Origin of the sequence: Pseudomonas monsensis, assembly GCF_014268495.2 — a bacterium.
Lineage (GTDB): Bacteria > Pseudomonadota > Gammaproteobacteria > Pseudomonadales > Pseudomonadaceae > Aquipseudomonas > Aquipseudomonas monsensis.
Genome location: NZ_CP077087.1, coordinates 2,496,218 through 2,518,926, shown reverse-complemented (window position 1 = coordinate 2,518,926; position 22,709 = coordinate 2,496,218). Strand labels below are relative to the sequence as shown.

Annotated in this window: 29 protein-coding genes, 1 tRNA gene and 4 pseudogenes; 11 read left to right on the top strand and 23 right to left on the bottom strand. The window is 55.2% G+C overall.

What is annotated here, in order from left to right; translation table 11 throughout:
• Positions 1–6 precede the first annotated feature (6 nt).
• Positions 7–399 (bottom strand): hypothetical protein, encoded by a 393-nt coding sequence (locus HV782_RS11055; protein ID WP_225931068.1) that lies wholly within the window; start codon positions 397–399, stop codon positions 7–9.
• A 284-nt stretch (positions 400–683) separates the two neighbouring features.
• Positions 684–932: pseudogene (locus tag HV782_RS11050) on the bottom strand (putative metallopeptidase); the annotation flags it as partial.
• 71 nt (positions 933–1,003) lie between these two features.
• On the opposite strand from HV782_RS11050, the gene HV782_RS11045 reads away from it, so the two are divergent.
• On the top strand, positions 1,004–1,186 hold the full coding sequence (locus HV782_RS11045) for a hypothetical protein (RefSeq protein WP_186747788.1): 183 nt from the start codon (positions 1,004–1,006) through the stop codon (positions 1,184–1,186).
• 40 nt (positions 1,187–1,226) lie between these two features.
• Here the strand turns inward: HV782_RS11045 and HV782_RS11040 are convergent, their stop codons facing one another.
• From HV782_RS11040 to HV782_RS11030, 3 genes are all read right to left on the bottom strand, one after another.
• Positions 1,227–1,781, bottom strand: a complete 555-nt coding sequence (locus HV782_RS11040) for a hypothetical protein (protein WP_186747785.1) — start codon at positions 1,779–1,781, stop codon at positions 1,227–1,229.
• A 106-nt stretch (positions 1,782–1,887) separates the two neighbouring features.
• Positions 1,888–2,145: a hypothetical protein gene (locus HV782_RS11035; RefSeq protein ID WP_186747783.1), complete on the bottom strand. Its 258-nt coding sequence runs from the start codon at positions 2,143–2,145 to the stop codon at positions 1,888–1,890.
• Positions 2,146–2,235: 90 nt separating this feature from the next.
• Complete coding sequence (locus HV782_RS11030) at positions 2,236–2,898, bottom strand: hypothetical protein (protein ID WP_186747781.1); 663 nt, start codon at positions 2,896–2,898, stop codon at positions 2,236–2,238.
• Positions 2,899–2,941: 43 nt separating this feature from the next.
• On the opposite strand from HV782_RS11030, the pseudogene HV782_RS11025 reads away from it, so the two are divergent.
• Positions 2,942–4,041, top strand: a pseudogene (locus HV782_RS11025) (DNA cytosine methyltransferase); the annotation flags it as partial.
• 722 nt (positions 4,042–4,763) lie between these two features.
• Here the strand turns inward: HV782_RS11025 and HV782_RS11015 are convergent.
• Positions 4,764–5,492 carry a hypothetical protein gene (locus HV782_RS11015; RefSeq protein ID WP_186747777.1) on the bottom strand — a complete coding sequence of 243 codons (729 nt, stop codon included), beginning with the start codon at positions 5,490–5,492 and terminating at the stop codon, positions 4,764–4,766.
• A gap of 60 nt (positions 5,493–5,552) precedes the next feature.
• Here HV782_RS11015 and HV782_RS11010 point away from each other — a divergent pair, with 60 nt between their 5' ends.
• Positions 5,553–6,134: a phiTE_072 family protein gene (locus HV782_RS11010; RefSeq protein ID WP_186747775.1), complete on the top strand. Its 582-nt coding sequence runs from the start codon at positions 5,553–5,555 to the stop codon at positions 6,132–6,134.
• Positions 6,135–6,161: 27 nt separating this feature from the next.
• The gene (locus HV782_RS11005; protein WP_186747867.1) at positions 6,162–6,308 is read left to right on the top strand and encodes a hypothetical protein; all 147 of its coding nucleotides are present in this window, start codon (positions 6,162–6,164) and stop codon (positions 6,306–6,308) included.
• Between the two features lie 17 nt (positions 6,309–6,325).
• Here HV782_RS11005 and HV782_RS11000 read toward each other — a convergent pair whose 3' ends face one another.
• On the bottom strand, positions 6,326–6,607 hold the full coding sequence (locus HV782_RS11000) for a hypothetical protein (RefSeq protein WP_186747773.1): 282 nt from the start codon (positions 6,605–6,607) through the stop codon (positions 6,326–6,328).
• Positions 6,608–6,712: 105 nt separating this feature from the next.
• On the opposite strand from HV782_RS11000, the gene HV782_RS10995 reads away from it, so the two are divergent.
• A complete protein-coding gene (locus HV782_RS10995; RefSeq protein WP_186747771.1) occupies positions 6,713–7,021 on the top strand; it encodes a hypothetical protein in 309 nt (102 codons plus the stop codon).
• A 189-nt stretch (positions 7,022–7,210) separates the two neighbouring features.
• Here HV782_RS10995 and HV782_RS10990 read toward each other — a convergent pair whose 3' ends face one another.
• Complete coding sequence (locus tag HV782_RS10990) at positions 7,211–7,507, bottom strand: hypothetical protein (protein WP_186747768.1); 297 nt, start codon at positions 7,505–7,507, stop codon at positions 7,211–7,213.
• A gap of 672 nt (positions 7,508–8,179) precedes the next feature.
• On the opposite strand from HV782_RS10990, the gene HV782_RS10985 reads away from it, so the two are divergent.
• Positions 8,180–8,614 (top strand): hypothetical protein, encoded by a 435-nt coding sequence (locus HV782_RS10985; protein WP_123463315.1) that lies wholly within the window; start codon positions 8,180–8,182, stop codon positions 8,612–8,614.
• 32 nt (positions 8,615–8,646) lie between these two features.
• On the opposite strand, the gene HV782_RS10980 is transcribed toward HV782_RS10985, so the two are convergent.
• Positions 8,647–8,865: a hypothetical protein gene (locus tag HV782_RS10980; RefSeq protein WP_225931087.1), complete on the bottom strand. Its 219-nt coding sequence runs from the start codon at positions 8,863–8,865 to the stop codon at positions 8,647–8,649.
• Between the two features lie 57 nt (positions 8,866–8,922).
• Between HV782_RS10980 and HV782_RS10975 the strand changes: the two genes are divergently transcribed.
• A complete protein-coding gene (locus HV782_RS10975) occupies positions 8,923–9,324 on the top strand; it encodes a hypothetical protein (protein ID WP_186747766.1) in 402 nt (133 codons plus the stop codon).
• A 73-nt stretch (positions 9,325–9,397) separates the two neighbouring features.
• On the opposite strand, the pseudogene HV782_RS10970 reads toward HV782_RS10975, so the two are convergent.
• Together HV782_RS10970 and HV782_RS10965 are read right to left on the bottom strand one after the other, a co-directional pair.
• Positions 9,398–9,756 (bottom strand): annotated as a pseudogene (locus HV782_RS10970) (hypothetical protein).
• Positions 9,753–10,091 (bottom strand): MFS transporter, encoded by a 339-nt coding sequence (locus tag HV782_RS10965; protein ID WP_186747764.1) that lies wholly within the window; start codon positions 10,089–10,091, stop codon positions 9,753–9,755. The pseudogene HV782_RS10970 and the gene HV782_RS10965 overlap by 4 nt, the downstream one beginning before the upstream one ends.
• A gap of 1,098 nt (positions 10,092–11,189) precedes the next feature.
• Between HV782_RS10965 and HV782_RS10960 the strand changes: the two are divergent.
• A pseudogene (locus HV782_RS10960) lies at positions 11,190–11,702 on the top strand (tyrosine-type recombinase/integrase); the annotation flags it as partial.
• A 78-nt stretch (positions 11,703–11,780) separates the two neighbouring features.
• On the opposite strand, the gene HV782_RS10955 reads toward HV782_RS10960, so the two are convergent.
• From HV782_RS10955 to thrS, 9 genes are all read right to left on the bottom strand, one after another.
• Positions 11,781–11,857 (bottom strand) — tRNA-Pro (locus HV782_RS10955).
• Positions 11,858–11,945: 88 nt separating this feature from the next.
• A complete protein-coding gene (locus HV782_RS10950; protein ID WP_003179985.1) occupies positions 11,946–12,302 on the bottom strand; it encodes a MerR family transcriptional regulator in 357 nt (118 codons plus the stop codon).
• Positions 12,283–12,585: an integration host factor subunit alpha gene (gene ihfA, locus HV782_RS10945; RefSeq protein WP_002553164.1), complete on the bottom strand. Its 303-nt coding sequence runs from the start codon at positions 12,583–12,585 to the stop codon at positions 12,283–12,285. Before ihfA ends, HV782_RS10950 begins: the two co-directional genes overlap by 20 nt.
• 3 nt (positions 12,586–12,588) lie before the next feature.
• On the bottom strand, positions 12,589–14,967 hold the full coding sequence (pheT, locus tag HV782_RS10940; protein ID WP_123463344.1) for a phenylalanine--tRNA ligase subunit beta: 2,379 nt from the start codon (positions 14,965–14,967) through the stop codon (positions 12,589–12,591).
• Positions 14,968–14,993: 26 nt separating this feature from the next.
• The gene (gene pheS / locus HV782_RS10935) at positions 14,994–16,010 is read right to left on the bottom strand and encodes a phenylalanine--tRNA ligase subunit alpha (RefSeq protein WP_003226365.1); all 1,017 of its coding nucleotides are present in this window, start codon (positions 16,008–16,010) and stop codon (positions 14,994–14,996) included.
• 109 nt (positions 16,011–16,119) lie between these two features.
• Complete coding sequence (gene rplT, locus HV782_RS10930) at positions 16,120–16,476, bottom strand: 50S ribosomal protein L20 (RefSeq protein ID WP_002553161.1); 357 nt, start codon at positions 16,474–16,476, stop codon at positions 16,120–16,122.
• Between the two features lie 28 nt (positions 16,477–16,504).
• Positions 16,505–16,699 (bottom strand): 50S ribosomal protein L35, encoded by a 195-nt coding sequence (gene rpmI, locus HV782_RS10925; RefSeq protein ID WP_002553160.1) that lies wholly within the window; start codon positions 16,697–16,699, stop codon positions 16,505–16,507.
• Between the two features lie 60 nt (positions 16,700–16,759).
• Positions 16,760–17,311 (bottom strand): translation initiation factor IF-3, encoded by a 552-nt coding sequence (gene infC / locus HV782_RS10920; protein ID WP_123463346.1) that lies wholly within the window; start codon positions 17,309–17,311, stop codon positions 16,760–16,762.
• A complete protein-coding gene (gene thrS, locus HV782_RS10915; RefSeq protein ID WP_128614034.1) occupies positions 17,311–19,233 on the bottom strand; it encodes a threonine--tRNA ligase in 1,923 nt (640 codons plus the stop codon). Before thrS ends, infC begins: the two co-directional genes overlap by 1 nt.
• A 380-nt stretch (positions 19,234–19,613) precedes the next feature.
• On the opposite strand from thrS, the gene HV782_RS10910 reads away from it, so the two are divergent.
• Both HV782_RS10910 and HV782_RS10905 read left to right on the top strand, forming a co-directional pair.
• The gene (locus HV782_RS10910; protein WP_128614033.1) at positions 19,614–19,913 is read left to right on the top strand and encodes a hypothetical protein; all 300 of its coding nucleotides are present in this window, start codon (positions 19,614–19,616) and stop codon (positions 19,911–19,913) included.
• A 292-nt stretch (positions 19,914–20,205) separates the two neighbouring features.
• Positions 20,206–20,418 (top strand): cold-shock protein, encoded by a 213-nt coding sequence (locus HV782_RS10905; protein WP_003179963.1) that lies wholly within the window; start codon positions 20,206–20,208, stop codon positions 20,416–20,418.
• 72 nt (positions 20,419–20,490) lie between these two features.
• On the opposite strand, the gene HV782_RS10900 is transcribed toward HV782_RS10905, so the two are convergent.
• Positions 20,491–20,808 (bottom strand): I78 family peptidase inhibitor, encoded by a 318-nt coding sequence (locus HV782_RS10900; protein WP_123463352.1) that lies wholly within the window; start codon positions 20,806–20,808, stop codon positions 20,491–20,493.
• 166 nt (positions 20,809–20,974) lie between these two features.
• Positions 20,975–21,280, bottom strand: coding sequence for a hypothetical protein (locus HV782_RS10895; RefSeq protein ID WP_128614032.1), 306 nt, complete (start codon positions 21,278–21,280; stop codon positions 20,975–20,977).
• Between the two features lie 131 nt (positions 21,281–21,411).
• On the opposite strand from HV782_RS10895, the gene HV782_RS10890 reads away from it, so the two are divergent.
• Positions 21,412–21,624, top strand: a complete 213-nt coding sequence (locus HV782_RS10890; protein WP_123463356.1) for a hypothetical protein — start codon at positions 21,412–21,414, stop codon at positions 21,622–21,624.
• A gap of 33 nt (positions 21,625–21,657) precedes the next feature.
• Here HV782_RS10890 and HV782_RS10885 read toward each other — a convergent pair whose 3' ends face one another.
• Complete coding sequence (locus tag HV782_RS10885) at positions 21,658–22,686, bottom strand: nucleoside hydrolase (RefSeq protein ID WP_123463358.1); 1,029 nt, start codon at positions 22,684–22,686, stop codon at positions 21,658–21,660.
• Positions 22,687–22,709: the final 23 nt, after the last annotated feature.

Sequence of the window (22,709 nt, the reverse complement as noted above, 5' to 3'; positions counted from 1 at the left end):
CATCAATCATTTCTGATCGGAAGATCTGCCAATCTCCTCACGCGTAGGCATTGTCCAGTCAGAGGCCCTTTTTTCGTAGATTGATGGTTCTGGCTTTGGAGTTTCGTAACAGAAGGCGAAAAAATAGATAACCAGTGACAACGCCGCAACGCCTGCACGCCCAAGGGGATCCGCGTCTTTGGAGAGACGTCCGCCAGGTGCAACGTGGATCGTCGCCCCCCGAATGTATGCAAACACTGCCTGACCGAAAAACACCTGCAAAATAAGCACTGTCCAAAAACTCTTCCAGTCTCCTGCGAATCGAGCAAATGCGTTTATAAGCGAGGCCGTCGACATCAACAGCAGTAACAAAAGCTGATAGCGCCTCAAAAACTTCATAGTTCCGTTTTGCGAATTCAAAACGCTTTCTCCAATCAATGAACTTTTAACTTGGCGTAGACAGGTACACGATCACGGACGAGGATCTGGCGGAGCAGGCCGCGCCATGATCACCAAGTGCTTCTCGGCTGCACCCTCTTCTTCTGGCTTCCATTGGTACTGACCATAAAGGCGGTGATCGGATGAGCGACTATTCAAAACTTAAACAGCTGGCCGAGGCTGCCGACCGCCAAATGCCAAGCCCTTGGTCTGTGCACCGCGACGGGAGGGGTCCGCATCCCGATCAAAACTTCGGAGTTGACGACCCTCGAGGCTACCTGTTCGGCCTGGCCAACAACAGTGTGTTCCTTCTTCGGGAAGGCAGCAGACGCCCACATCACACGGATGTCCGCATCGATCAGATGGGCGTGCTCTTCGTTGTGGATAATGCCATTGTCGGCAAGGATCTCGGCTTGGAGCCATTCCCACACTTCAGTCGCAGGAGTAAGGCGGATGCCGATGTCGGAAAAGTCTGATCGCTCAAGCCGCAACGCCGGAGGGTATAGCCTGTCCATGGATCACCTTGATCTTGAAAAAAGTCGTAGCTGAACGAGACTGAACAAACCGCGCACCCTAGGAGACATTTATGCGAATCACTAAAGAGTCCGTGCTTGAACAATCTAGGCTTAGAGCAATGTATCGAGGTGAAAATGAAGTAATGGCAGCAGCCTCAGCGCTGGAGGCCTTGAACGCTATAAAAGAGTCTCTCAAAGGGGATGAGTATCAAGCTGCCCTCGAAAACCTCTACGCCGAATACACGAAGTTGTGAAATGCTAGCGCCGCACTCAACTGCGGCACATATCCCATTTTCATTTGACCGGAACCGGGCACGCAGCAAGCATAACAACTGCATTTCTGTAAATGCTCTCACCTGATGTTTGACCATCTAGCTTTGCCGCAGATGTTGTAATCGCCTTGGCTACTAACTCCCTTTGAGCTGCATAAGAGTTTGGCCCCAGTGGCCCCTTCTCTGCCGCCCCTAAAGTCGTACTCGCAACCCCTGCTATGCCTGCACTTACTCCCGGCCAAACTCCTCCAGTCCCGGCCGCAGCAAGCATTGCTCCTACAAAGCCAGCCACACCACCAATCATCCCCACCCCCAGCTTTGCTCCCTCCGCCGTCTTTGCTCTGCTCTCATAAAAATTATGTATTTTCCTACAATGAGCAGCGGCAGCCTGATAGTCGAGAAGCGCAGCGATGCTTTGGAGTTGAGGAGATTGGTTGCTCGAAACTGCGTCGGGATATCTGGTGAGAAGAGGTACATCATCTGGAAGTTGAGCAAATACAGTATCGTCCTCACCCAGAACGGTTCCTGCCAATGCCAATGCGATAAAGCCTGACGCCAAAACTGTCCTGGTTACCATGTCAGTTCCTTCCATGCAGAGTTCACAGAAGCGTAGTCCACGTAATGGCAATTTAAAATCAATTGTAAGGCGTCGATCCACGTGAATGCTTTAACAATCACACGACTTAACTCTTAGCAGCATCGTCGACCAGAACAAGGACGAACGAACACTTGCAGCCAACGCTGTTGTCATCCTTGGCCAGCCATTCCCTGATTTCATCAGCAGTAAACAGTTCCCCACTGCGTGCCGCATGCGAGTCTCTGGTAGAGGGCGATAGTGCCGACATTTGCATGAATCGGTGCGGTATCTGAAGCCTTTGGCAGTCAGCCTCATCTGCAGCAAGCTTGCTCAGCCTAATCTCATGAATATCGGAATCAATCACCCGTATCTCCTTGATCTGGCTCCATGCCGGGCCGAACACAAATACCCCACTTCTACGAATCACGCCAGCCGGTAGTCCTAACGCAGGATGTCAACTTGGTATTAGGCGTTCGCGTAGATGATTTTCGACACATTGAAGCGCCTGGATCATCTCGACCCAGTAGATGTCATCGGGACTATCCAAGTCATAAAGAACATTCCGCCTCTGCCCTAAAAGCTCTTGGCGGGAGAGGGCCCCCTGTAAAGTTTGCTCAGGTTTTATAGACATCAAGTAGAGCCGAACATAGATCACAAACTCTCGTTCAAGCTTGAAAACTTTCTCCATGAGGCCTTTCAGATCAGGCCCCCAAATAGCCTCAGCCTCAAGCATGGTGGCCTGCAACGGGTTTCGAGCATGGTCCATTGCTGCCAGTCTGCGACGGTAGGCACGCTCATTGAATGCATAACTGGATTGCTTTGGTTCATCTGAGACAACCTCTCCTTCAAAAGGTACGCCTTCAAAAGAAAAAATCGCAGGCGATCTGGCTCTCTGAATTTCATCTCGAAGTTTGTAAAGCTCGATGAGCAATCGCCGCGCAAGGTCGTGATCGGCAGATCCTCTGAGCTGACGCCGCCACGTATGGAGCCCTTGTTGACCGAAGTAATAAGCTACCCCCACAGCGGAACCGCTAATTATTGTTCCGATAATCGAAAAAACATCTTTCGTCAGCGACCAGTCTGCGTCAGTCAACGCTAAGCAAATAGACAATCCCACCCCCCCTATTCCAGTGGCAAAACTATAGCCTCGAGGATCCCCTATGGAAATCACTTACGGCTCAGTCTGCTCCGGCATCGAGGCGGCAACACTTGCATGGAAGCCGCTCAGCATGCGGGCGACCTAGTTCGCCGAGATCGAAGCGTTTCCCAGCGCGGTACTCGCCCACCATTACCCGAACACGCCGAACCTAGGCGACATGACCAAGCTCGGCGCCCAGGTGCTGGCCGGCAAGATCGTCGCACCGGACGTCCTCGTCGGCGGCACCCCGTGCCAGGCCTTCAGCGTGGCCGGGATGCGCGAAGGCCCCACCAACCCGCGCGGCGCCCTCACCATCAAATACGTGGAGCTTGCAGATGCAGTTGACTATGTTCGCGCCGGCCAGCGAAAGCCCGCCTGCGTTGTCGTCTGGGAAAACGTCCCCGGTGTCCTCAGCGACAAAGGGAACGCCTTCGGATGCTTTCTTGGCGCACTTGCTGGGGAAGACCGCGAACTGCAGCCTTCAGGGAAGAAATGGCCGGACGCTGGTTGTGTGTATGGACCCAAAAGAACAATCGCGTGGTGGGTCCTGGACGCCCAATACTTCGGCCTGGCCCAACGACGCCGCCGTGTGTTCGTTGTCGCAAGTGCTCGAGACGGATTCGATCCCACCGAGGTGCTTTTTGAACGCGACGGCGTGCGCAGGGATTATGCGCCGCGACTTGGCGAGGAAGAAAACATTGCCAGCACCATTGCAGGCGGCGCTCGAAAGAGGGGCGGATACAGCACGGACGATATCCATCTGACCGCACCAATTCTCCGCGCGCAATCACAAAGCAGCCATCGTGCAGACTCCGAAGCATTCATTCCGGTATCGGCTTATGTCGGCGGACGAACCAGCGGGGCAATAGATGTCGCGGCTTGCCTGACCGCAAAAGGGATGCGAATTGATTTTGAGGTTGAGAGCTTCGTGGTGCATGGCAGTCAGGATCCCAATGTGCGAATCGATCAAGCGCGCACACTCGGCAGAAACAATGGGATGGAAAATGCCGTGCTGGCTTTCTCATGCAAGGATTACGGCGGAGATGCTGGCGAGATAGCGTCAACACTGCACGCCATGAACCACTCGGGAAGCATGCAAACGGTGGCGGTCAGGTTGCAATCGTCGCATCAGTTTCACCCCCCCCCTCAGATCGGGGAACATGCGGAATAACAGCAACCCAGTGACCGAGGCTGAAATGCTGGTAAGCGGATCAAAGGTACGGCGCCTGACTCCGCGTGAGTGCGAACGCCTACAAGGTATGTCGGACGACTACACCCTGATCCCTTGGGATGGCTGGCGAAAGCTCGACGCCGACGAGACTCCGGAGCAGTGCATCGCCGACGGCATGGACGTGCGCAAAGCAAAGCAAAGCAAAGCAAAGCATGGTACGTGCGAGACGCCGACGGGCCGCGCTACAAGGCAATCTGGAACAGCAAGGCGGTTACCGTCGTGCGCTGGATCGGCCGCCGCATTCTCAAGCAGATCAATCTGGATGAATAAGCAGCTCACGGTCATCAGAGGTAAGAGTCGGCTCTAGATCCTGGGGTCGGTTCGGGTCGAATGGTTCTCTGCGCGTCCTCTCTCGCTTGTTTTCAAGCACGGCCCGGGTTCGACCTATGTCGAATTTTTTACCGTCGGCCAACGTTTCTAGCGTTGAAGAAATGCAGAAGTACCCGCCACACGGTGGGCAATCGAAACGCAAACCTCCTGCAAAGGTTAGATGCTCAGTTGCTTCGGCGTTACCGCAAATTGGACAAGCCATAGCGTTACTCCTTGTTTTGATCGATGAACTGTAGCTGATCCCTCATTACCCTCCACCACCCGGGCATGCCCCGGCATAGGACTACTTACCTGACTTGGCTTTCTCCCACTCCTTTTTAAGGATAACCTGACAACTCACCACTACTCTCTCGCAGATTGATTTAGCAGGGCCGTCGGCCTGATCACATTCATCATGTAGTTCTGTAATCAACGACAAAAGCTTCTCACTTTCTGGCTCACTAGGATTAACCAATAACTCAATCTTTGCCTTTAAACTGACCAATTCTTTCATCGCTTGAATATGTGAAAATGACCAGTCACGCAAAGGCGCATCACCCGAAACCCAGGGCTCAGCCGCTTCTCGGTATAAGTTTAGCCTCTGAACATTGAGAGCCGCAGCAATATAAATAGCGCAGGCGTCGCGAAGATCATTAATCCAATTCTGCCTACTAGTCTTCAAAGATGCTTGAGCCGCAACAACTTCTTGACTTGCAATCATTTCCTTTTGAATTTCGAAATTTTTTTTTGCCGCCCGTTCTTGGCTAGCTATCAGTTCTTTCTGTAATTCAAAATTTTGACTCGCTGACACCTTTTGAATTTCAATTATCTGCCTTTGTAGTTCAAAGTTCTCTAGCGCAACCTTTTCTTGACTAACGATTGATTTACTAAAGTTTCTAATTGTTAAATATGTACCAAGAACAAAGATCGCCACAGTTGCAGAAAAGCTCCAGAAGGTCGCCCAATCGAAACCAGAGTCAACAAGAATCTTAGGAACTTGCTCCAGATAAACTACGGATGTTTCGTATTTCATCAATCAATCCCGATATCACAATAATCCATTAGCACGACATCATACTTCCGAGAACGCCTCATGCCCACAGAAAACAAAACGGCCGAGCCGCTGAAGGTTGAGCACTCGACTGTGACAAAGCTGGTGATAACCGGCGCGCAGAATCTCGATTCAATCAACGTCTTCCTCGAAGACCTAGCTCCTCGCAAAGGCAAGATCACCGTCAATTGCTGGGGCAAGAGTTGGACGGCGTACTGGGGCGGCATGTGGGACGGCCTGAACATCGGCCAGTTCTTTTGCGAGCTGAACACCAGCTACATCATCGGTTACTTCGACCAAGACCTGAGATCGCGGCGATTCAGCGGGGATGCTCTAGCGAACGAAGCGCGGCGCCTGGTGCTGAAAGAGCGACGTCGATTCGGCTACACATCGGACGAAGCGCCCGAAATGTGCGACGCGGCAGAGGATCTTCGCGAATCGCCGTCGGTTGATTATCTCCACGGCGCCCACAGCGAATTGATGACCAAGCTGTTCGGTGATGAGTGGTGGCACATGACGAGCGATGCCAAAGAGCCCAATCCCGATTACGCCTACCTCGAGCGGATCATCCTAGCTGTGCAGCAGGCGCTGCGCCAAGAACAGCCGCAGCAGGTGGCGGCATGAAGGGCTTCTTCGCCGCAAGGTTGAGGCTTGGCTGATCTTGCTGGCAGCGAAGATCCTCGAACGCTGGAACGTCCACCGCTCGCCTGTCGACTCTCGCCGCGACAACAACAGGATGTACGGCAGGCCGAAGAGCTCGAAGACATCGCTGAGCGCATCAGCAACAAATACCAGTAACTCCCTCCCCTTCAAAGTCAGATGAAGATCAGGAGGAATTTAACATTGAAGAAAATGATGATAAGCGCCGTCAACAACCCAGGTGAGCGCATGACACCCAGTAGAACGTAGATGAAAGGGTTCAGCGTCATGCCGAGCATAAAAAGAACCCAAGCGGGGAATCTTAAAGGCGCGGGGTCAAATAGCGCCCAGATAGTGAGCCCGAGCCATACAGCCCCAAAAAAATACATCGTCACGCCATCTACGCGGAAAAACGCTCGCTTGAACGTGTGTCCAACCTTATCTGACTCGCTGAGCATCTTGGCCACCGCAATAACTGACTCATAACGATAGTAGCCGTAGCTTCACATACCTCTACTCCCTCCCCCTTCAAATTCAGCCGCTATAGCGGCAAGGACGAAGTCATGTCTGAAGAAAATAATGTCCGTGAAGAAACCTGGTCAGCCAATGACGAGATGTTCAACTGCGACAGCATGAACGAACTGCTTAACGAGAACGACAATTTGGCCGTTGGCGACATCGTGTGGAAGGGTGAAAAGTTTCCGGTGAAGATCGCCGCCTACGTCGATGCCGGCGACATCATCGAAATGCTCGGTGAGCGCGCATATGACGACGTTGGTGAAGTCGCTGAGGACTGGCCAGATGTATCAGCCGAAGCCAGGCAGGAACTGGATGCGATCTTGGGGGCATGGGTCAGCAAGCATATGGCTTGAGGAGGTAGCCGAATTCATGGCTGCCGCGAACCCCACCGCTGTCCGAGCCCTTATCGTCGAGAACGAAGCATTGCGCAAGAAGTGAGACCGCGACGGCCTACTCGAAGCAGGAGCGCACCTACTATGACCGCCCTCGCCTGGTTCGCCTAAGTATTCATCTACACGGGGTCGAGATTATGGGTATAGAGGTCAGTCAGCACTCAGTCTCCGTTGTTTTCCTAGGAGTACACCTTTCAGAACTACCGAAAGAGCCGCGGCTATGAAGGAAGCAGCAATGTTCGAAGATGAGTGAATCACACTGAGAAAATCACCGAAGGTCGCCGTCTCCGGATCAGCTTTCAGGAGAAATAATACGATGAAGCCGAGATAGCAGCTTAGAGCACACACCAAAAAAGCCTTCATTTCAGAGAGCGCAAAAGCTATGGAGCGTTGAGTTAACAGAACACCACTGTGAGCGGCGCTTCTTAGCGATTCGTTGAAATTCACAATCTGGTTCCTTCCATTGGTTGCTGGCTGACCAATAGTAAATCAACGCAAACCAAACCCCAATCTCCCTACATGCCTGCCGGTGAGCGGCGGGCGAGGAATTCTGCATGCCAAAAGTTATGCAATGGGTCGCAGACCAAAGTGCGGAACGCAGCTTCCGAATCGAGCCTGCCACATATGAGCAGGCACAAAAGGCTGCAGGGTTCCGGATTGATCGGCGGCGCAACTACTGGATTACCGAGGTCGCGAGGCCGAGGAAGAAGGCGTAGTGACGCCTGGGTGTAGCGGTTGCAGTTGCGGATGTGAAGGTGGATGCAGTTGCGGTTGCGGCCCATCGTCCGTATGGAGTGAGTGCGGCTACACCGGAAAGCGCCGCTTCTACTTCGGCTATCCCGCTAAGTCGTCAGAACAGCGTAAAGAACTTCGCAATCTATACCCACCTTCTGCCGCCACGCGCGGCATGGAGCAATACCTCATGGCAAATCGAAGCGCGGCCCAGGTCGGGCCAATCCTCCCGCGCTTCATTCGCACCGGCGAGGCATACGGCTACCAGAGTCGGCATCAACTATTGAAGGTGGAGGATATGGCCTATCCATCATTCACCCTTACGCTTGAAATAGTGGCCCATAGCCGGTATTTGTGTGCGCCTCGAAAAGTAAGGACGCCCAACTAATGCGAATTCAACAAATCTCCCTCGTCGCCGCCGCTCTCGCCGCAGTCACCCTTTCTGGCTGCGTAACCGCTCCAACATGGACTAACAGAGGGCCGTCGACGATTGTCACAGCCAAAGGGATGATCTCTTGCTACGAAGACGCAAACATCATCGACGGAGAGCGGATGCAAGGCACCATCTGCGCCACTCCTGAATCCGGCTTCTTCGGCGGCGGCGAACCAGAGATCTACTTTGGGCCATGGAATCGGAAATTCATGAAGGAACCAGCAAGCACAACAACGGCAGGTGTGACACGAGACTATCAAGGGAAGAAGGTGTTTCTGCAGTGTGACCCGGTTCTTGCGCCTGGCACTAAGACTGAAACCGGGCGGGCGTGCAAAGTCACCGTCAACGGCCAGCTCCTAGTCACCGCCAATGTTGAATTCAAAAAATAGAACGTTCCGTGCCGCACTCACATGCGGCACATCTAGCCTTCCCCGCCATCGAGCAGCACATCAATCAGCTTCTGCTCACCCAGGCGCATTGCACCCAAGCATTGAAGGTCGTCGCACTTGGTGCCGAGCCCGAACACCGTAACTTCGCCTTTCGGCCCCATGAGGGTCAGCGCGCCTACAGTGCGTTCCGGATGCACACCAGCATAGAAATCATCATGGCCTGCCCATAGTCCCCTTTGGGCTTGAAACAATGGCTTGTTGCCGGTATTAAGTCCGCGCAAATAACGGTGCAGAACTAAAGGTACGAAATGGAAAACCTGACAAAATTGCGAGTCGCGCTGACAATCGGAGCGCTTGTCGGGCTTCTGCCAATCACCCTCCTCTTCGCAGCTGGCATCGTGGCTTTGTTCGTTCCTCTCTTTTTCGTCATCCCAGAGCCCCCTCTAGTCCTACTGGGAGGTTTAGGCGCATTTATCATCTCGCTGCTTGGGATATGGTCAGCCTGGAAAATTTATGCCCTTGCGATGGCAACCTCACCAAACGTGCGCAATCCTCGATCACTTGCATTGGCTGCTGTGGTAGCCATGATCTGGGGCATGTTTCTCGCCTACTACCTGCGCGGGCTTCCCGAACTCACGTGCATATTCCTCATGCCTGGAATAGTCTCAACAGCCATGCTCGCCGTTACGCTGAAAAGGCAAAGAGCCTGACGCAGGTGGCACACCGGCTAACGTCTTTCATTTGACGCGACACAATTTGCACTCTCGCGAAACGTGTCGCGACTTACTTGGATCGTCGCTCGATCCCACCCGGCGCCTTGTCACAGCGCAGGCAGTGCTCACAATTCAGCGTCCGGCAGAGCCAGGCCTTCACCCGCTGCCACCAGATGACCATGAAGATGTGGCGCATGCCGGCCAGGGCCAGTGAGACGTGCAGCGTGAGCCCGGCGATGGTCGTCGGGCCCATCATGAAGATGTTCTGCTCCCGGCTCATCACGACGAACCCACTGATGGCGACCGCCGAATAGATCAGCTTGCCGATGACACCGTCCCGCACTCGACCGCTCAGAACACACCAGGTCGCCCACACGTCCACAAGGCAATCAAGCCGCAGGCGATGGAGTTGATCAGCTCAAGACTCATGGTGGATTGCCTCCCCCGAACCGCTGGCGAATGGGCGCCCAGAGGTCAGCGGCTTTGATGGCTCGGTTAATGGCTGCGAGCAGCGATCCGCCGAATGTGCCCTGTAGCAAACCGATACCCGCGACGATCTTCGGCTCGGTCACGCCTAAGTAGGTGCTGACCATGCTCGTCAGATACAGCGAGTAGGCAATGCCGGTGACCAGGAAGATCATCCAAGCACGCCAGTCGGCCAGATCGTCTTTGTGCCACCAGCTCGCGACGACAGCGCCGACCAGTCCTGCGATCAGCAATTCAAACCTGTCGATCTTGTCGAGCAGGCGCTGCAATAACTCCATGCGCTCGACTCCGTGGATGCATGATTGAAGAAAATGGCCAGCTTAAGCTTGGGCAGAAACCAATAAGAACAGCTCTGCTAAACACCGAAGCTGCAGACCATGAGAAAAATAATAAAGCTGCGCACATTTGCCGCACTCTGAACCCACTTCTAAAGTAGGTTTGGCAGCCGTTGGCAAGCTGCGCCCAAATCCAGAAGGCAGGGAATGCTATGAAAGCGACTGAACTGATCAAGGCACTTAACGAATCAATCCAAAAGCATGGCGACCACGATGTATGCACTTGGTCACCCACAGAGTCATGCGACTTGCGGCCAATCTCTCATCTCAGCCGCATGCTGATAAGAGGCACGGATGTAACGGTGATTGATTGCCATCGCAATTGGCCAAGCAAAACTGGCGAACCGTCAGGCGACCTTCGAGATAACAACCGCTGACCCAGTACTGCCCAGAAACACTCTTGACTTGAGTCTGCCTCTGCGAAAAGCGGTAGCTGCCCTGAATAGGTGCGCTCGTCTTTCCGAGCTGTCTGCCAAAGGCCTTCTCAACGTCGACGCCCCCATGCACCGATCTCGCTGATCCAGTCTCGCGCCACCCCGAAAGCAAGTTTGAGGTCAGGGTGCGCGGGCTGCCGGTGTTGATTCCGTACGTCGCGCTACCGGCTATCGACGTTCAGGCCTTTCCGAAGGCTGTCCTGGCTACAGGTAAATTCCGGGTACAAAAAACCCCGATCGAGATCGGGGCTTTTATAAAATAGAGCTGGTGTTTCAGCTCGTTTGTGAAACTTCGGTCTCTGTGATCATAGGGCTTTCTAGCGCCAATCGCTGCTGTCGCTTTACCTCAATCAGTTCAACAATTGAAGCTCTGTGCTTTTTGTATGGGCAAGGAACGCGGATCGAGGAAGTAACAACCGAATAGGCGCGGGTAGAAGCTCAAAGGCCTTTTCCGCCACAAGGAGAAACACCTCATCATCCTTAATCCGGTCGTGCGTCACGGTAAGGAGGCCGTCGACTAGCACGCGCTCAATCTGAGGCCAGTTTTTGTCGAGATAGTCATTAGCGGCATTAGCACCCTCCCCGATAGAGTCGAGAACCGCATCCGCTCATTACTGCGCAGCGCCGGACGGATATCTTGAATATGCGGTTCGATGGTGTTCGGGAAGGTTTCTTGTATGTCGTGCAGCAGAAGACGGCCAAAGCCAGCGACGCTGCATGGATTCGGTTCAGAGTGACCGACGAACTGCAGGCGGTGATCAGCCGGTGCCGGGATGACATCGTTTCGCCGTACTTAATCCACCGCCGGCCTGATCGCAAAAAGCAGAAGCAGGCTCAAACGAAAGACCACTGGACTCAGGTCGAAGAGCGATATTTGACGCGAGCTTTCAAGGAGGCCCGGGAAGCGGCGGATTGTTACAAGGGATGGAAGGAAGAGGAAATCCCAGGCTTCCATGAAGTGCGCGCTCTGTCGCTGCACCTGTATCAGAAAGCCGGAAAGGACGGTCAGAAGATCGCCGGCCACCAGTGAAACCATGACAAAAAATACCAGAAGGACCATGCAGAGATCGTCTGGTCAGAGGCGATTCCTGATCTGAATATCAGCGAAATCACCGGGTAGTTTTGCGCGGGTTTTGCGCAGGCACAAAAAAGCCGATCTACATGATCGGCTTAAGTGTCTGATTTTACTCAGGAATAATGGTCGGGACGGAGTGATTCGAACACTCGACCCCTAGCACCCCATGCTAGTGCGCTACCGGACTGCGCTACGCCCCGACTGGTTTTGCAATCGTTCCTCTTCTCGAAGAACGCTCAAGAATATATCGCAAGCGTTTGAAAACTGGAAGTATTCAAACGCTGCTTTTTATTTCTTGAGGACCACCAACACGTCTTCCAACTCAGCAATCATCTGCCGAATCATCTGCTTGTATTGGGTGGTGTCGTCTTTGGCTTCATCACCGGACAAACGCAAGCGTGCGCCGCCAATGGTGAATCCCTGATCGTAAAGGAGCGCGCGGATCTGCCGGATCATCAGCACGTCCTGGCGCTGATAATACCGGCGGTTTCCGCGGCGTTTGACGGGGTTGAGTTGAGGAAACTCCTGCTCCCAATAGCGCAGCACGTGTGGCTTTACGGCACACAGCTCGCTGACTTCACCAATGGTGAAGTAGCGTTTGCCCGGGATGACGGGTAGTTCGTCGTTATGACTTGGTTCCAGCATAAGCCTCAACTCGGGCCTTCAACTTCTGCCCTGGACGAAAGGTGACCACACGGCGAGCCGTGATCGGGATTTCTTCCCCCGTTTTCGGGTTGCGGCCAGGCCGCTGGCGTTTGTCCCGAAGGTCGAAATTGCCGAAACCGGACAATTTGACCTGCTCGTTGTCTTCAAGAGCGTGCCTGATTTCCTCGAAAAACAGTTCGACCAATTCCTTGGCTTCCCGCTTGTTCAGGCCCAGCTCTTCATACAGACGTTCCGCCATCTCAGCTTTCGTCAAAGCCCCCATACGTCACTTCCTTAACGTGGCGTTCAACCTTTGTTCGAGCGAGGTGAGGATATTTTGCGTCGTCGAATTCACCTCATCGTCATTAAGAGTGCGCGATGGATGCTGCCAGGTCAAGCCAACTGCAAGGCTTTTTCTATCAGGATCAATGCCTTTACCCTGATACACGTCAAACAGCCTGAGATCTGTGAGCCATTCGCCTGCATTTTCACGGATTACGTCCAGTACGGCCGCGGATGCGACGTCTTTGTGCGCAATCAGTGCAAGGTCACGACGCACTTCAGGAAAGCGCGACAACTCGTGGAATTTCGGCATTTTACCGAGCGCCACTTCAGCCAGAACCAGCTCGAAAACGAAGACCGGACGATCCAGGCCCAAGGCTTTCGACAATTCAGGGTGAATCGCGCCGATGAAGCCCACTTCACGCCCTTCGCGCTCGATACGCGCGGTTTGACCCGGGTGCAGCGCCGGGTGTTTGCCCGGTGCGAACGTGAACGAATCCAGCGCACCGGCAAAGCCCAGCACCGCTTCCACGTCGGCTTTGACGTCGAAGAAATCGACGGTATCGCGGCCTTGCGCCCAGCCTTCCGGCAGACGGCTGCCGCAGACCACACCGGACAGCATTGGCTCTTGCTTCAGGCCTTCCAGTTGACCGACAAAACGCAGACCGCTTTCGAACAGACGTACGCGATCCTGCTGACGGTTCAGGTTGTGCTGCAACGCTTTGACCAGACCCGGCCACAGCGACGAACGCATCGCCGCCATGTCGTTGGAGATCGGATTGGCCAGCAACAGCGGCTCGACGCCCGGATTGAACAGTTCGAACTGTTTCGGATCGATGAAGCTGTATGTGATCGCTTCCTGATAACCACGCGCAACCAGCAGGCGGCGCAGTTCTGGCAGATCGCTACGCGCCTCAGCCTTGGCTTGTGGCGCCAGGCGTGCTTGCGGGTAACGAACCGGCAGACGGTTATAGCCATACAGACGGGCCAGTTCTTCGATCAGATCGACTTCCAGGCTGATATCGAAGCGATGGCTCGGCACTTCTACGCGCCACTGGCCTTCACCATCGGCTGCAATGCCAAGACCCAGGCCGCCGAGCAGACGCTCGACCTGAGCCGAGTCCATCTCCATGCCAAGCATCTGAGTGATGCGCTGGGCACGCAGAGTGATCGGAGCGATTGACGGCAGGTGCTGTTCGCTGACGGTCTCGATGATCGGACCGGCTTCGCCGCCAGTGATCTCCAGCAGCAGGCCGGTAGCGCGCTCCATGGCTTCACGGGCCAGTTGCCAGTCCACGCCACGCTCGTAGCGGTGCGAAGCATCGGTGTGCAGGCCGTAGGAACGGGCCTTGCCTGCCACCGCGATCTGGTCGAAGAACGCTGATTCAAGGAATACGTCGCGAGTGGTCGCGGAGACACCGCTGTGCTCACCGCCCATCACGCCGGCAATCGCCAACGCGCGAGTGTGGTCGGCAATTACCAGCGTATCGCTGCGCAGGCTGACTTCCTGACCGTCGAGCAGCACCAGCTTCTCACCCTCTTCCGCCATGCGCACGCGGATGCCGCCATTGATTTCGGCGAGATCGAAAGCGTGCAGGGGCTGACCCAGCTCCAGCATCACGTAGTTGGTGATGTCGACAGCCGCATCGATGCTGCGCACGTCGGCGCGGCGCAGGCGTTCAACCATCCACAGCGGCGTCGGCCTGGACAGATCGACGTTACGGATAACGCGCCCCAGGTAACGCGGGCATGCGGCTGGGGCCAGCACTTCTACCGAACGCACTTCATCGTGCACGGCCGCAACGGCGGCCACGACCGGACGGGTAACCGGAGTCGCGTACAGCGCGCCGACTTCACGGGCCAGACCGGCCAGGGACAGGCAGTCGCCACGGTTCGGGGTCAGGTCGACCTCGATGCTGGCATCTTCCAGATCCAGATACACACGGAAGTCTTCGCCCACCGGTGCATCGGCCGGCAGCTCCATCAGACCGTCGTTGCCTTCACCGACTTGCAGCTCGGCTTGCGAGCAGAGCATGCCGTTGGACTCAACGCCGCGCAGCTTGGCTTTCTTGATCTTGAAGTCGCCCGGCAGCTCGGCGCCAATCATGGCGAACGGAATCTTCAGGCCCGGGCGCACGTTTGGCGCTCCGCACACGACCTGGAAGGTTTCCGCGCCATTGCTGACCTGGCACACCCGCAACTTGTCGGCATCAGGGTGCTGCTCGGTGCTCAGCACCTCGCCCACTACCACGCCGCTGAATACACCGGCGGCCGGAGTCACGCTATCGACCTCAAGACCGGCCATCGACAGACGGGCAACCAGCTCGTCGCGATTTACCTGCGGGCTAACCCAGCCACGCAGCCATTGTTCACTGAATTTCATCCTGCTCTCCTAAGAATTCGTTACGACTAGCGAAATTGCGCGAGGAACCGCAAGTCGTTGTCGAAGAACAGACGCAAGTCGTTCACGCCGTAACGGAGCATGGCCAGACGCTCGACGCCCATGCCAAAGGCAAAGCCGGAGAACTCTTCCGGGTCAATGCCGGACATACGCAACACGTTCGGGTGAACCATGCCGCAACCCATCACTTCCAGCCAGCCGGTCTGCTTGCAGACGCGGCAGCCTTTGCCGCTGCACATCACGCATTCCATATCGACTTCAGCGGATGGTTCGGTGAACGGGAAGTACGAAGGACGGAAACGTACGGCCAGTTCTTTCTCGAAGAACACCCGCAGGAATTCTTCGATGGTGCCTTTGAGATCGGCAAAATTGATGTCGCGATCAACCAGCAGGCCTTCGACCTGGTGGAACATCGGCGAGTGGGTGATATCGGAGTCGCTGCGGTACACACGGCCCGGGCAGACGATGCGGATCGGCGGTTGCTTGGACTCCATGGTGCGGACCTGTACCGGCGAGGTATGGGTGCGCAGCAACATGTTTGCATTGAAATAGAAGGTGTCATGCATCGACCGGGCCGGGTGATGGCCTGGGATGTTGAGCGCTTCGAAGTTGTGGTAGTCGTCTTCGACCTCAGGGCCTTCGGCAATGCCGTAGCCGATGCGGGTGAAGAACTGTTCGACACGCTCCAGAGTCCGGGTCACCGGATGCAGGCCACCGGAGGTCTGGCCACGGCCCGGCAACGTCACGTCAATGGATTCGGCAGACAGTTTGGCCGCCAGTTCGGCTTCCTCAAACAGAGCCATGCGCGCATTGAGAACGCCTGTGACACGTTCCTTGGCAACGTTGATCAGCGCGCCGACTTGCGGACGCTCTTCTGCCGGCAAATTCCCCAGGGTCTTCATCACCTGAGTCAATTCGCCCTTTTTGCCAAGGTATTGAACCCGGATTTGCTCCAGGGCATTGATATCTTCAGCGCTTTGCACAGCCTCTAGTGCTTGAGAGACCAGCGCATCCAGGTTTTCCATGTACAGACTCCAGATACAAAATAGGGGAAGAGCTTGAAGGCTCTTCCCCTATTTATGACGTTTAACACCTGGCCTCACAGAGATGAGGCCGGGTGACTGTCGGGGGTACTTAAGCCAAGGTGGCTTTAGCTTTCTCGACAATCGCAGCAAACGCCGCTTTTTCGTTCACTGCCAGATCAGCCAGAACCTTACGGTCGATCTCGATGGACGCTTTTTTCAGGCCAGCGATGAAACGGCTGTAGGACAGACCGTTAACACGAGCACCAGCGTTGATACGAGCGATCCACAGAGCGCGGAACTGACGTTTTTTCTGACGACGGTCACGGTAGGCGTATTGGCCTGCCTTGATTACCGCTTGCTTGGCAACACGGAATACGCGGGAGCGTGCGCCGTAGTAGCCTTTAGCAAGTTTCAGAATTTTTTTGTGACGTTTACGGGCAATGACGCCACGCTTTACACGAGCCATGAGTTACTTCCTCTATTCTTGACTAAAATTAACGAAGGCGCAGCATGCGCTCGACTTTTGCCACGTCAGACGGATGCAGCAAGCTGCTACCGCGCAGTTGACGCTTACGCTTGGTCGACATTTTAGTCAGGATGTGGCTCTTGAAAGCGTGCTTGTGCTTGATACCGTTAGCAGTTTTCAGAAACCGCTTAGCAGCACCACTTTTGGTTTTCATTTTTGGCATGTTCGGATACTCCGCATTCAGTTGATAAACATAATCAGAAGGCCTGCCGTGCCCTGTTGATTACTTCTTCTTTTTCGGGGCGATGACCATGATCAGCTGGCGTCCTTCCATCTTAGGATGCTGTTCGACCGAACCGTACTCGAGCAGGTCAGCTTCAACCCGCTTGAGGAGTTCCATCCCCAGCTCCTGGTGGGCCATCTCACGGCCGCGGAATCGCAAGGATACCTTGGCCCTGTCCCCATCACTCAGGAAACGTACCAGGTTGCGCAGTTTTACCTGGTAATCCCCTTCCTCCGTCCCTGGACGAAACTTGATTTCTTTTACCTGAATCTGCTTCTGGTTCTTCTTCGCCGCTGCAATCTGCTTCTTCTTTTCGAAGATCGACTTGCCGTAGTCCATCACCCGGCAAACCGGTGGGACTGCGTCTGCGGAGATTTCTACCAGATCAAGCTTTGCTTCTTCAGCAATACGAAGCGCTTCATCAATAGAGACGATGCCAACCTGCTCGCCGTCAGCGCCAATTAACCGAACCTCGCGTGCCGAGATATTCTCATTGATCGGCGCTTTCGGTGCAGCTCGTTTATCTTGTCTCGGTTCACGCTTAATAATAATTACTCCGAATCTGGGCGACCACGCCGGGAAACCGCTTGCGCGAGAAACTCAGCGAACTGGGCGACGGGCATCGAGCCCAGGTCAGCACCTTCACGAGTACGCACAGCGACAGTCTGCATCTCGACTTCCTTATCTCCGATAACCAAAAGATAGGGAACCTTGAGCAAAGTATGCTCGCGGATTTTAAAGCCGATCTTTTCATTTCTCAAGTCGGACTTGGCACGAAATCCGCTTTCGTTGAGAGTTTTTTCGACTTCAGCGACAAAATCTGCCTGTTTATCAGTGATATTCATGATCACTGCCTGGGTTGGCGCCAGCCACGCAGGGAATGCACCTTCGTAATGCTCGATCAGAATCCCGACGAAACGCTCGAAGGATCCGAGGATCGCACGGTGCAACATGACCGGGTGCTTGCGGCTGTTGTCTTCGGAGACGTATTCGGCACCGAGACGGACAGGCAGGTTGAAATCGAGCTGCAAGGTACCACACTGCCACACGCGACCGAGGCAATCTTTCAGCGAGAACTCGATCTTCGGACCGTAGAACGCACCTTCACCCGGCTGCAGATCGTACGGCAGGCCAGCGGAATCAAGGGCTGCGGCCAGTGCGGCTTCGGCGCGATCCCACAGTTCGTCGGAACCTACACGTTTTTCCGGACGAGTGGACAGCTTCATCTCGACGTCGGTAAAGCCGAAGTCGCGATAAACATCCATGGTCAGCTTGATGAAGGCAGCGGATTCGGCCTGCATCTGCTCTTCGGTGCAGAAAATGTGGGCGTCGTCCTGAGTGAACGCACGCACGCGCATGATGCCGTGCAGCGCGCCCGACGGCTCGTTGCGGTGGCAGGCACCGAATTCGGCCAGGCGCATCGGCAGCTCACGGTAGCTCTTCAGGCCCTGATTGAACACCTGCACGTGGCAAGGGCAGTTCATCGGCTTGATGGCGTAGTCGCGGCTCTCCGACTCGGTGGTGAACATGTTGTCGGCATAGTTGGCCCAGTGCCCGGATTTCTCCCACAGGCTGCGATCGACCACTTGCGGGGTCTTGATCTCGAGGTAGCCGTTGTCACGCTGCACCTTGCGCATGTATTGCTCGAGCACCTGGTACAAGGTCCAGCCATTCGGGTGCCAGAACACCATGCCCGGCGCTTCTTCCTGGGTGTGGAACAGGCCCAGGCGCTTGCCGATCTTGCGGTGATCGCGCTTTTCCGCTTCTTCGATGCGCTGGATGTATGCCGCCAGCTGCTTCTTGTCAGCCCAAGCGGTACCGTAAACGCGCTGCAGCTGCTCGTTTTTGGCATCACCGCGCCAGTAGGCACCGGACAACTTGGTCAGCTTGAAGGATTTCAGGAAGCGGGTGTTCGGCACGTGCGGACCGCGGCACATGTCGACGTATTCTTCGTGGTAGTACAGACCCATGGCCTGCTCGTTCGGCATGTCCTCGACCAGGCGCAGCTTGTAGTCTTCGCCGCGGGCCTTGAACACTTCGATCACTTCGGCGCGCGGAGTGACCTTTTTGATGACGTCGTAATCCTTGTCGATCAGCTGATGCATGCGCTGTTCGATGGCGGCCATGTCGTCCGGCGTGAAGGGACGCTCGAAGGCGATGTCGTAATAGAAGCCTTCGTCGATGACCGGACCGATAACCATTTTGGCGGTCGGGTACAGCTGCTTGACCGCATGGCCAACCAGGTGTGCGCAAGAGTGGCGAATGATCTCCAGCCCCTCTTCATCCTTTGGCGTGATGATTTGCAGCGTCGCGTCGCTGTCGATGAGGTCGCAGGCGTCGACCAGCTTGCCGTTGACCTTGCCGGCCACGGTGGCCTTGGCCAGGCCTGCACCAATGGATGCAGCGACCTCGGCTACGGAAACCGGGTGATCGAATGAACGTTGACTGCCGTCGGGAAGAGTAATAGTTGGCATGGCGCCTCCTCTCCTAGTGGTGACCCCTACCAAAGGTCACGTGGGTTGGGATGAGCCAGTACAAGATCCGATCCAGGCCATTCAATGACGAACGCCTGCCTTACAGCGGCAGGAGCCTTGCGGCCAACCGGAAAACCGAACCAGAGTGACTGGGATTCAAATCAGAATGTTCGCACGCTGACCGCTGCCGGGGCTGAAGGCCGTCCGGAGCCTGAGAACGCTTGAGCCCGGCATGCTAGCACAGATGAACGGTCATCGACTCGAACGATTTGCAACGCTGAAGATTTGCGCATTTTTGCGGAGCGAAGTGAACTTGGGATATACGCTTTGCCTCAAATAGGCTGAGAATCGTCGCCGATATCAAACCAGGAGTTTCAGACATGCGCCTTATCCGACTTTTTGCTTTCGCGGCCCCGCTGGCCCTGCTGCTGCCGCTGAGCGCCAACGCCGCGTGGCCTGCCGGCGTAAAGAAGCAATACATGGATGATTGCACCAAAGCCGCAGCCCAAAGCGTCAATCCAACCGTAGCCAAACAGCACTGCACTTGCGGTGCCGATGTTCTGGAGAAGAAATTCACCACGCAAGAGATCGCACAACTGATGGACAAGAACACCCCGCCGAGCGGTGAACTGGGTCAGCGCGCATTGAAAGAAATCTCGGTTTGCCGAGTGCAGAAATAAGCGCTGACGATTGCTTTTTCGGGTCTGCGACAGCCTTAAAACCGTCAAAAAGGCCCTGATTTCGATAATTTACGCAGGTTTTATAGCTTTTTTTACGCCCTGTTTTTTCGGCCAAAAGCCTCTGAAACCGGGGCCTGCAGACATTTCAGAGGTTGAAATGAATGCAATATGAAAGCAAACAGCACGTCCGGGGGGCTACCAAAGCGAACATTTCGACTATGATACTCCGGTGTGCCCAGTTGGCCTGAGCAGCACAGTACTACTGAAAATATATGTTTCTTGGAGATACACCATGTCTAATCGCCAAACCGGCACCGTTAAATGGTTCAACGATGAAAAAGGCTTCGGCTTCATCACTCCTCAAGGTGGCGGTGACGACCTGTTCGTACACTTCAAAGCTATCGAATCCGACGGTTTCAAAAGCCTGAAAGAAGGCCAGACCGTCTCTTTCGTGGCTGAGAAAGGCCAAAAGGGTATGCAAGCTGCACAAGTTCGCCCAGAGTAATTTCCCGGCGCACTAAAAAAACCCCGTCCATGTGACGGGGTTTTTTATGCCTGCAACAAAAGTCGTCAGCGATCAGCCGCAGTTGACGCGGGTGACGACCAGATTGGCGTCGGTGTTCAGGTTCAGGCGATCGGAGCGGTACTCCAGAGTGATCATGTCGGTTGGTTTGAGGAAGCGGGCATTTTGCGCGCCGGCCTTGGCGCGAGCCTGATCCAGCAGCGCTGGCGACGCTTTCTTGCCAATGGCGAACTCCGCTGCCGTTGCTTCACAGCGACTATGACCGGACTCGGTGGCCACTGGATCCTTTGCCGACTCGCTGGAACTCGTACTGCAACCGGCCAACAGGGCGGTGGCCATCAGTGCACCCAGTGTCGCGAACTTCAAAGGCATGAAGCCTCCTTGTTTTCAAAAAGTTGAGCTGAGATCGTGCGACCGCCATTGCGGCGTTTGGTTTCACCACAGTGAGCATGACCGCCCCACGACCGGAAAAACGCCGAGTGTGCCTGAGCCTCGCCCCGCTCCTCATCAATCAATCGTGACTGAATATTAACGACGCTCAATACACGTCAATGTAGTCGTACGGTGGATTCGGCCAGTTGTCCTTCAACGCGTTGAAAATCTGCATCACCCACACCTCGTCGCTGGCGGCGACATTTCCGACGTAGCCTGAGCCCTTGGCCCAGGTTTCCAGGCGAAACAGCAAGCCGTCGATATCCTGGCCGCCGGTCACGCCCGAAGAAATGTAGGCGATACCGCCCTTAGTCACACGCAGTTGAGTGTGTTCGTCATCACTGGCCGAGGCGAGCAACTGGCGCACAGCCTCCAGCGTGAGGCCGTCAGGGGAATTCAAATCGATCTGCACAGCGCGATCCTTGGAAAGCCTTAAAAGACCAAGTGTCGCATAGCGCTCCGGTCATGCCTAAGTCGCAGTGTCAAACGCCCGACAAAATGGTTAACTCGACACATCGTTCTCCCGACTTCCCGAGCCTTATCATGACGACCGTAAGCATCGACGCCGACATCAAAGCCAAATGGGCCGACGGGCACAGCTCTTATAGCCCCGACACCACAGAAGAGCTGGCATTGATAGGAATCGATCTATTGGTCAAGGAGCTTGGAACCGAGGCAGCCCAGCAATTCATCAAGCAGATTTTCGAGCGCTACCCGACCGAACAGATCGAGCATGAGCACGCAGAGAGGAAGTAGCACCCGCAGGCTGGCACCTGCGGGTCGGTTTTTTTACTTCAGACGCTTGAGCCGCTCGGTGAGCAGATCGAAGAAACCCTGGGCATCGCCGTTTTCGACCCAGAAGGCGTTTTTCGGCGCCTTGAGTCCGTCATACCAATCGACAATGGTCTGACCGAATGTCGGCCCCTCACGGCTATCGACCACCACATTCACTGAACGACCGGTAAACAGTTCCGGCTTGAGCAAGTAAGCCACGACGGTGGCGTCATGCACCGGCCCACCCGGAATACCGTAGTGCTCCATGTCCCCTTTGATGTACTCGTTGAGGATGTCGCCAACGATTTTGCTCGCATTGTTGTTCAGCGCCGCAATCTGCTTCAGGCGGGCGTCGCTGGTGAGGATCTTGTGGGTCACGTCCAGCGGCAGGTAGGTCAGCTTGACGCCGCTTTTGAGCACCACTTCAGCCGCTTGCGGGTCGGCAAACAGGTTGAATTCGGCCACCGGGGTGATGTTGCCGCCGTTGAAGTGTGCCCCACCCATGATCACCACTTCCTTGATGCCCTGAACGATCTCGGGCTCCTGGATCAGCGCCAGCGCCAGGTTGGTCTGCGGACCGAGCATGGCAATCGTGATGCTGTGCGGCTTGGCCTTTTTCAAGGTGTCGATCAGATAATTGACCGCATTGCCTTCTGCCAGGCCTTTTTTCGGTTCGTGCACGGTGACACCCGACAGGCCTTCCTTGCCGTGAATGTTTTCGGCGTAGATCGGCGTACGCATCAGCGGTTTCGGTGCACCGGCATAAACCGGAACATCCTCGCGCCCCGCCCACTCGCGAGCCAGACGCGCGTTGCGCGAGGTCTTGTCGAGGCGGACATTGCCGGCCACGGTGGTCAACGCGCGAATGTTCAGCTCGTCCGGCGAGGCCAGTGCGAACAGCAAGGCGACCACGTCGTCAGCGCCCGGATCAGTATCAATGATCAGGTCGATTTTTTCCGCCGCCTGGGCGCCGGTCGCAGTAATGACGGACAAAAGCAGCAGACTCCGAAGCAATTGATGCAGTGTGTGAGCATAGCGTTGCATGGCGCATTCCTTGTGCATTTGAA

What these genes read in the sequence shown, in the direction of transcription:
- HV782_RS10910 (WP_128614033.1), top strand. Translation starts at nt 19,614, where the DNA reads ATGCGCCTTATCCGACTTTTTGCTTTCGCGGCCCCGCTGGCCCTGCTG.
- HV782_RS10995 (WP_186747771.1), top strand. Translation starts at nt 6,713, where the DNA reads ATGTCTGAAGAAAATAATGTCCGTGAAGAAACCTGGTCAGCCAATGAC.
- HV782_RS10900 (WP_123463352.1), bottom strand. Translation starts at nt 20,808, where the DNA reads ATGCCTTTGAAGTTCGCGACACTGGGTGCACTGATGGCCACCGCCCTG.
- HV782_RS10985 (WP_123463315.1), top strand. Translation starts at nt 8,180, where the DNA reads ATGCGAATTCAACAAATCTCCCTCGTCGCCGCCGCTCTCGCCGCAGTC.
- HV782_RS11040 (WP_186747785.1), bottom strand. Translation starts at nt 1,781, where the DNA reads ATGGTAACCAGGACAGTTTTGGCGTCAGGCTTTATCGCATTGGCATTG.
- rpmI (WP_002553160.1), bottom strand. Translation starts at nt 16,699, where the DNA reads ATGCCAAAAATGAAAACCAAAAGTGGTGCTGCTAAGCGGTTTCTGAAA.
- HV782_RS11045 (WP_186747788.1), top strand. Translation starts at nt 1,004, where the DNA reads ATGCGAATCACTAAAGAGTCCGTGCTTGAACAATCTAGGCTTAGAGCA.
- pheS (WP_003226365.1), bottom strand. Translation starts at nt 16,010, where the DNA reads ATGGAAAACCTGGATGCGCTGGTCTCTCAAGCACTAGAGGCTGTGCAA.
- HV782_RS11015 (WP_186747777.1), bottom strand. Translation starts at nt 5,492, where the DNA reads ATGAAATACGAAACATCCGTAGTTTATCTGGAGCAAGTTCCTAAGATT.
- HV782_RS10975 (WP_186747766.1), top strand. Translation starts at nt 8,923, where the DNA reads ATGGAAAACCTGACAAAATTGCGAGTCGCGCTGACAATCGGAGCGCTT.
- thrS (WP_128614034.1), bottom strand. Translation starts at nt 19,233, where the DNA reads ATGCCAACTATTACTCTTCCCGACGGCAGTCAACGTTCATTCGATCAC.
- pheT (WP_123463344.1), bottom strand. Translation starts at nt 14,967, where the DNA reads ATGAAATTCAGTGAACAATGGCTGCGTGGCTGGGTTAGCCCGCAGGTA.
- HV782_RS10885 (WP_123463358.1), bottom strand. Translation starts at nt 22,686, where the DNA reads ATGCAACGCTATGCTCACACACTGCATCAATTGCTTCGGAGTCTGCTG.
- HV782_RS10905 (WP_003179963.1), top strand. Translation starts at nt 20,206, where the DNA reads ATGTCTAATCGCCAAACCGGCACCGTTAAATGGTTCAACGATGAAAAA.
- HV782_RS10950 (WP_003179985.1), bottom strand. Translation starts at nt 12,302, where the DNA reads ATGCTGGAACCAAGTCATAACGACGAACTACCCGTCATCCCGGGCAAA.
- HV782_RS11010 (WP_186747775.1), top strand. Translation starts at nt 5,553, where the DNA reads ATGCCCACAGAAAACAAAACGGCCGAGCCGCTGAAGGTTGAGCACTCG.
- rplT (WP_002553161.1), bottom strand. Translation starts at nt 16,476, where the DNA reads ATGGCTCGTGTAAAGCGTGGCGTCATTGCCCGTAAACGTCACAAAAAA.
- HV782_RS10890 (WP_123463356.1), top strand. Translation starts at nt 21,412, where the DNA reads ATGACGACCGTAAGCATCGACGCCGACATCAAAGCCAAATGGGCCGAC.
- HV782_RS10965 (WP_186747764.1), bottom strand. Translation starts at nt 10,091, where the DNA reads ATGGAGTTATTGCAGCGCCTGCTCGACAAGATCGACAGGTTTGAATTG.
- ihfA (WP_002553164.1), bottom strand. Translation starts at nt 12,585, where the DNA reads ATGGGGGCTTTGACGAAAGCTGAGATGGCGGAACGTCTGTATGAAGAG.
- HV782_RS11000 (WP_186747773.1), bottom strand. Translation starts at nt 6,607, where the DNA reads ATGCTCAGCGAGTCAGATAAGGTTGGACACACGTTCAAGCGAGCGTTT.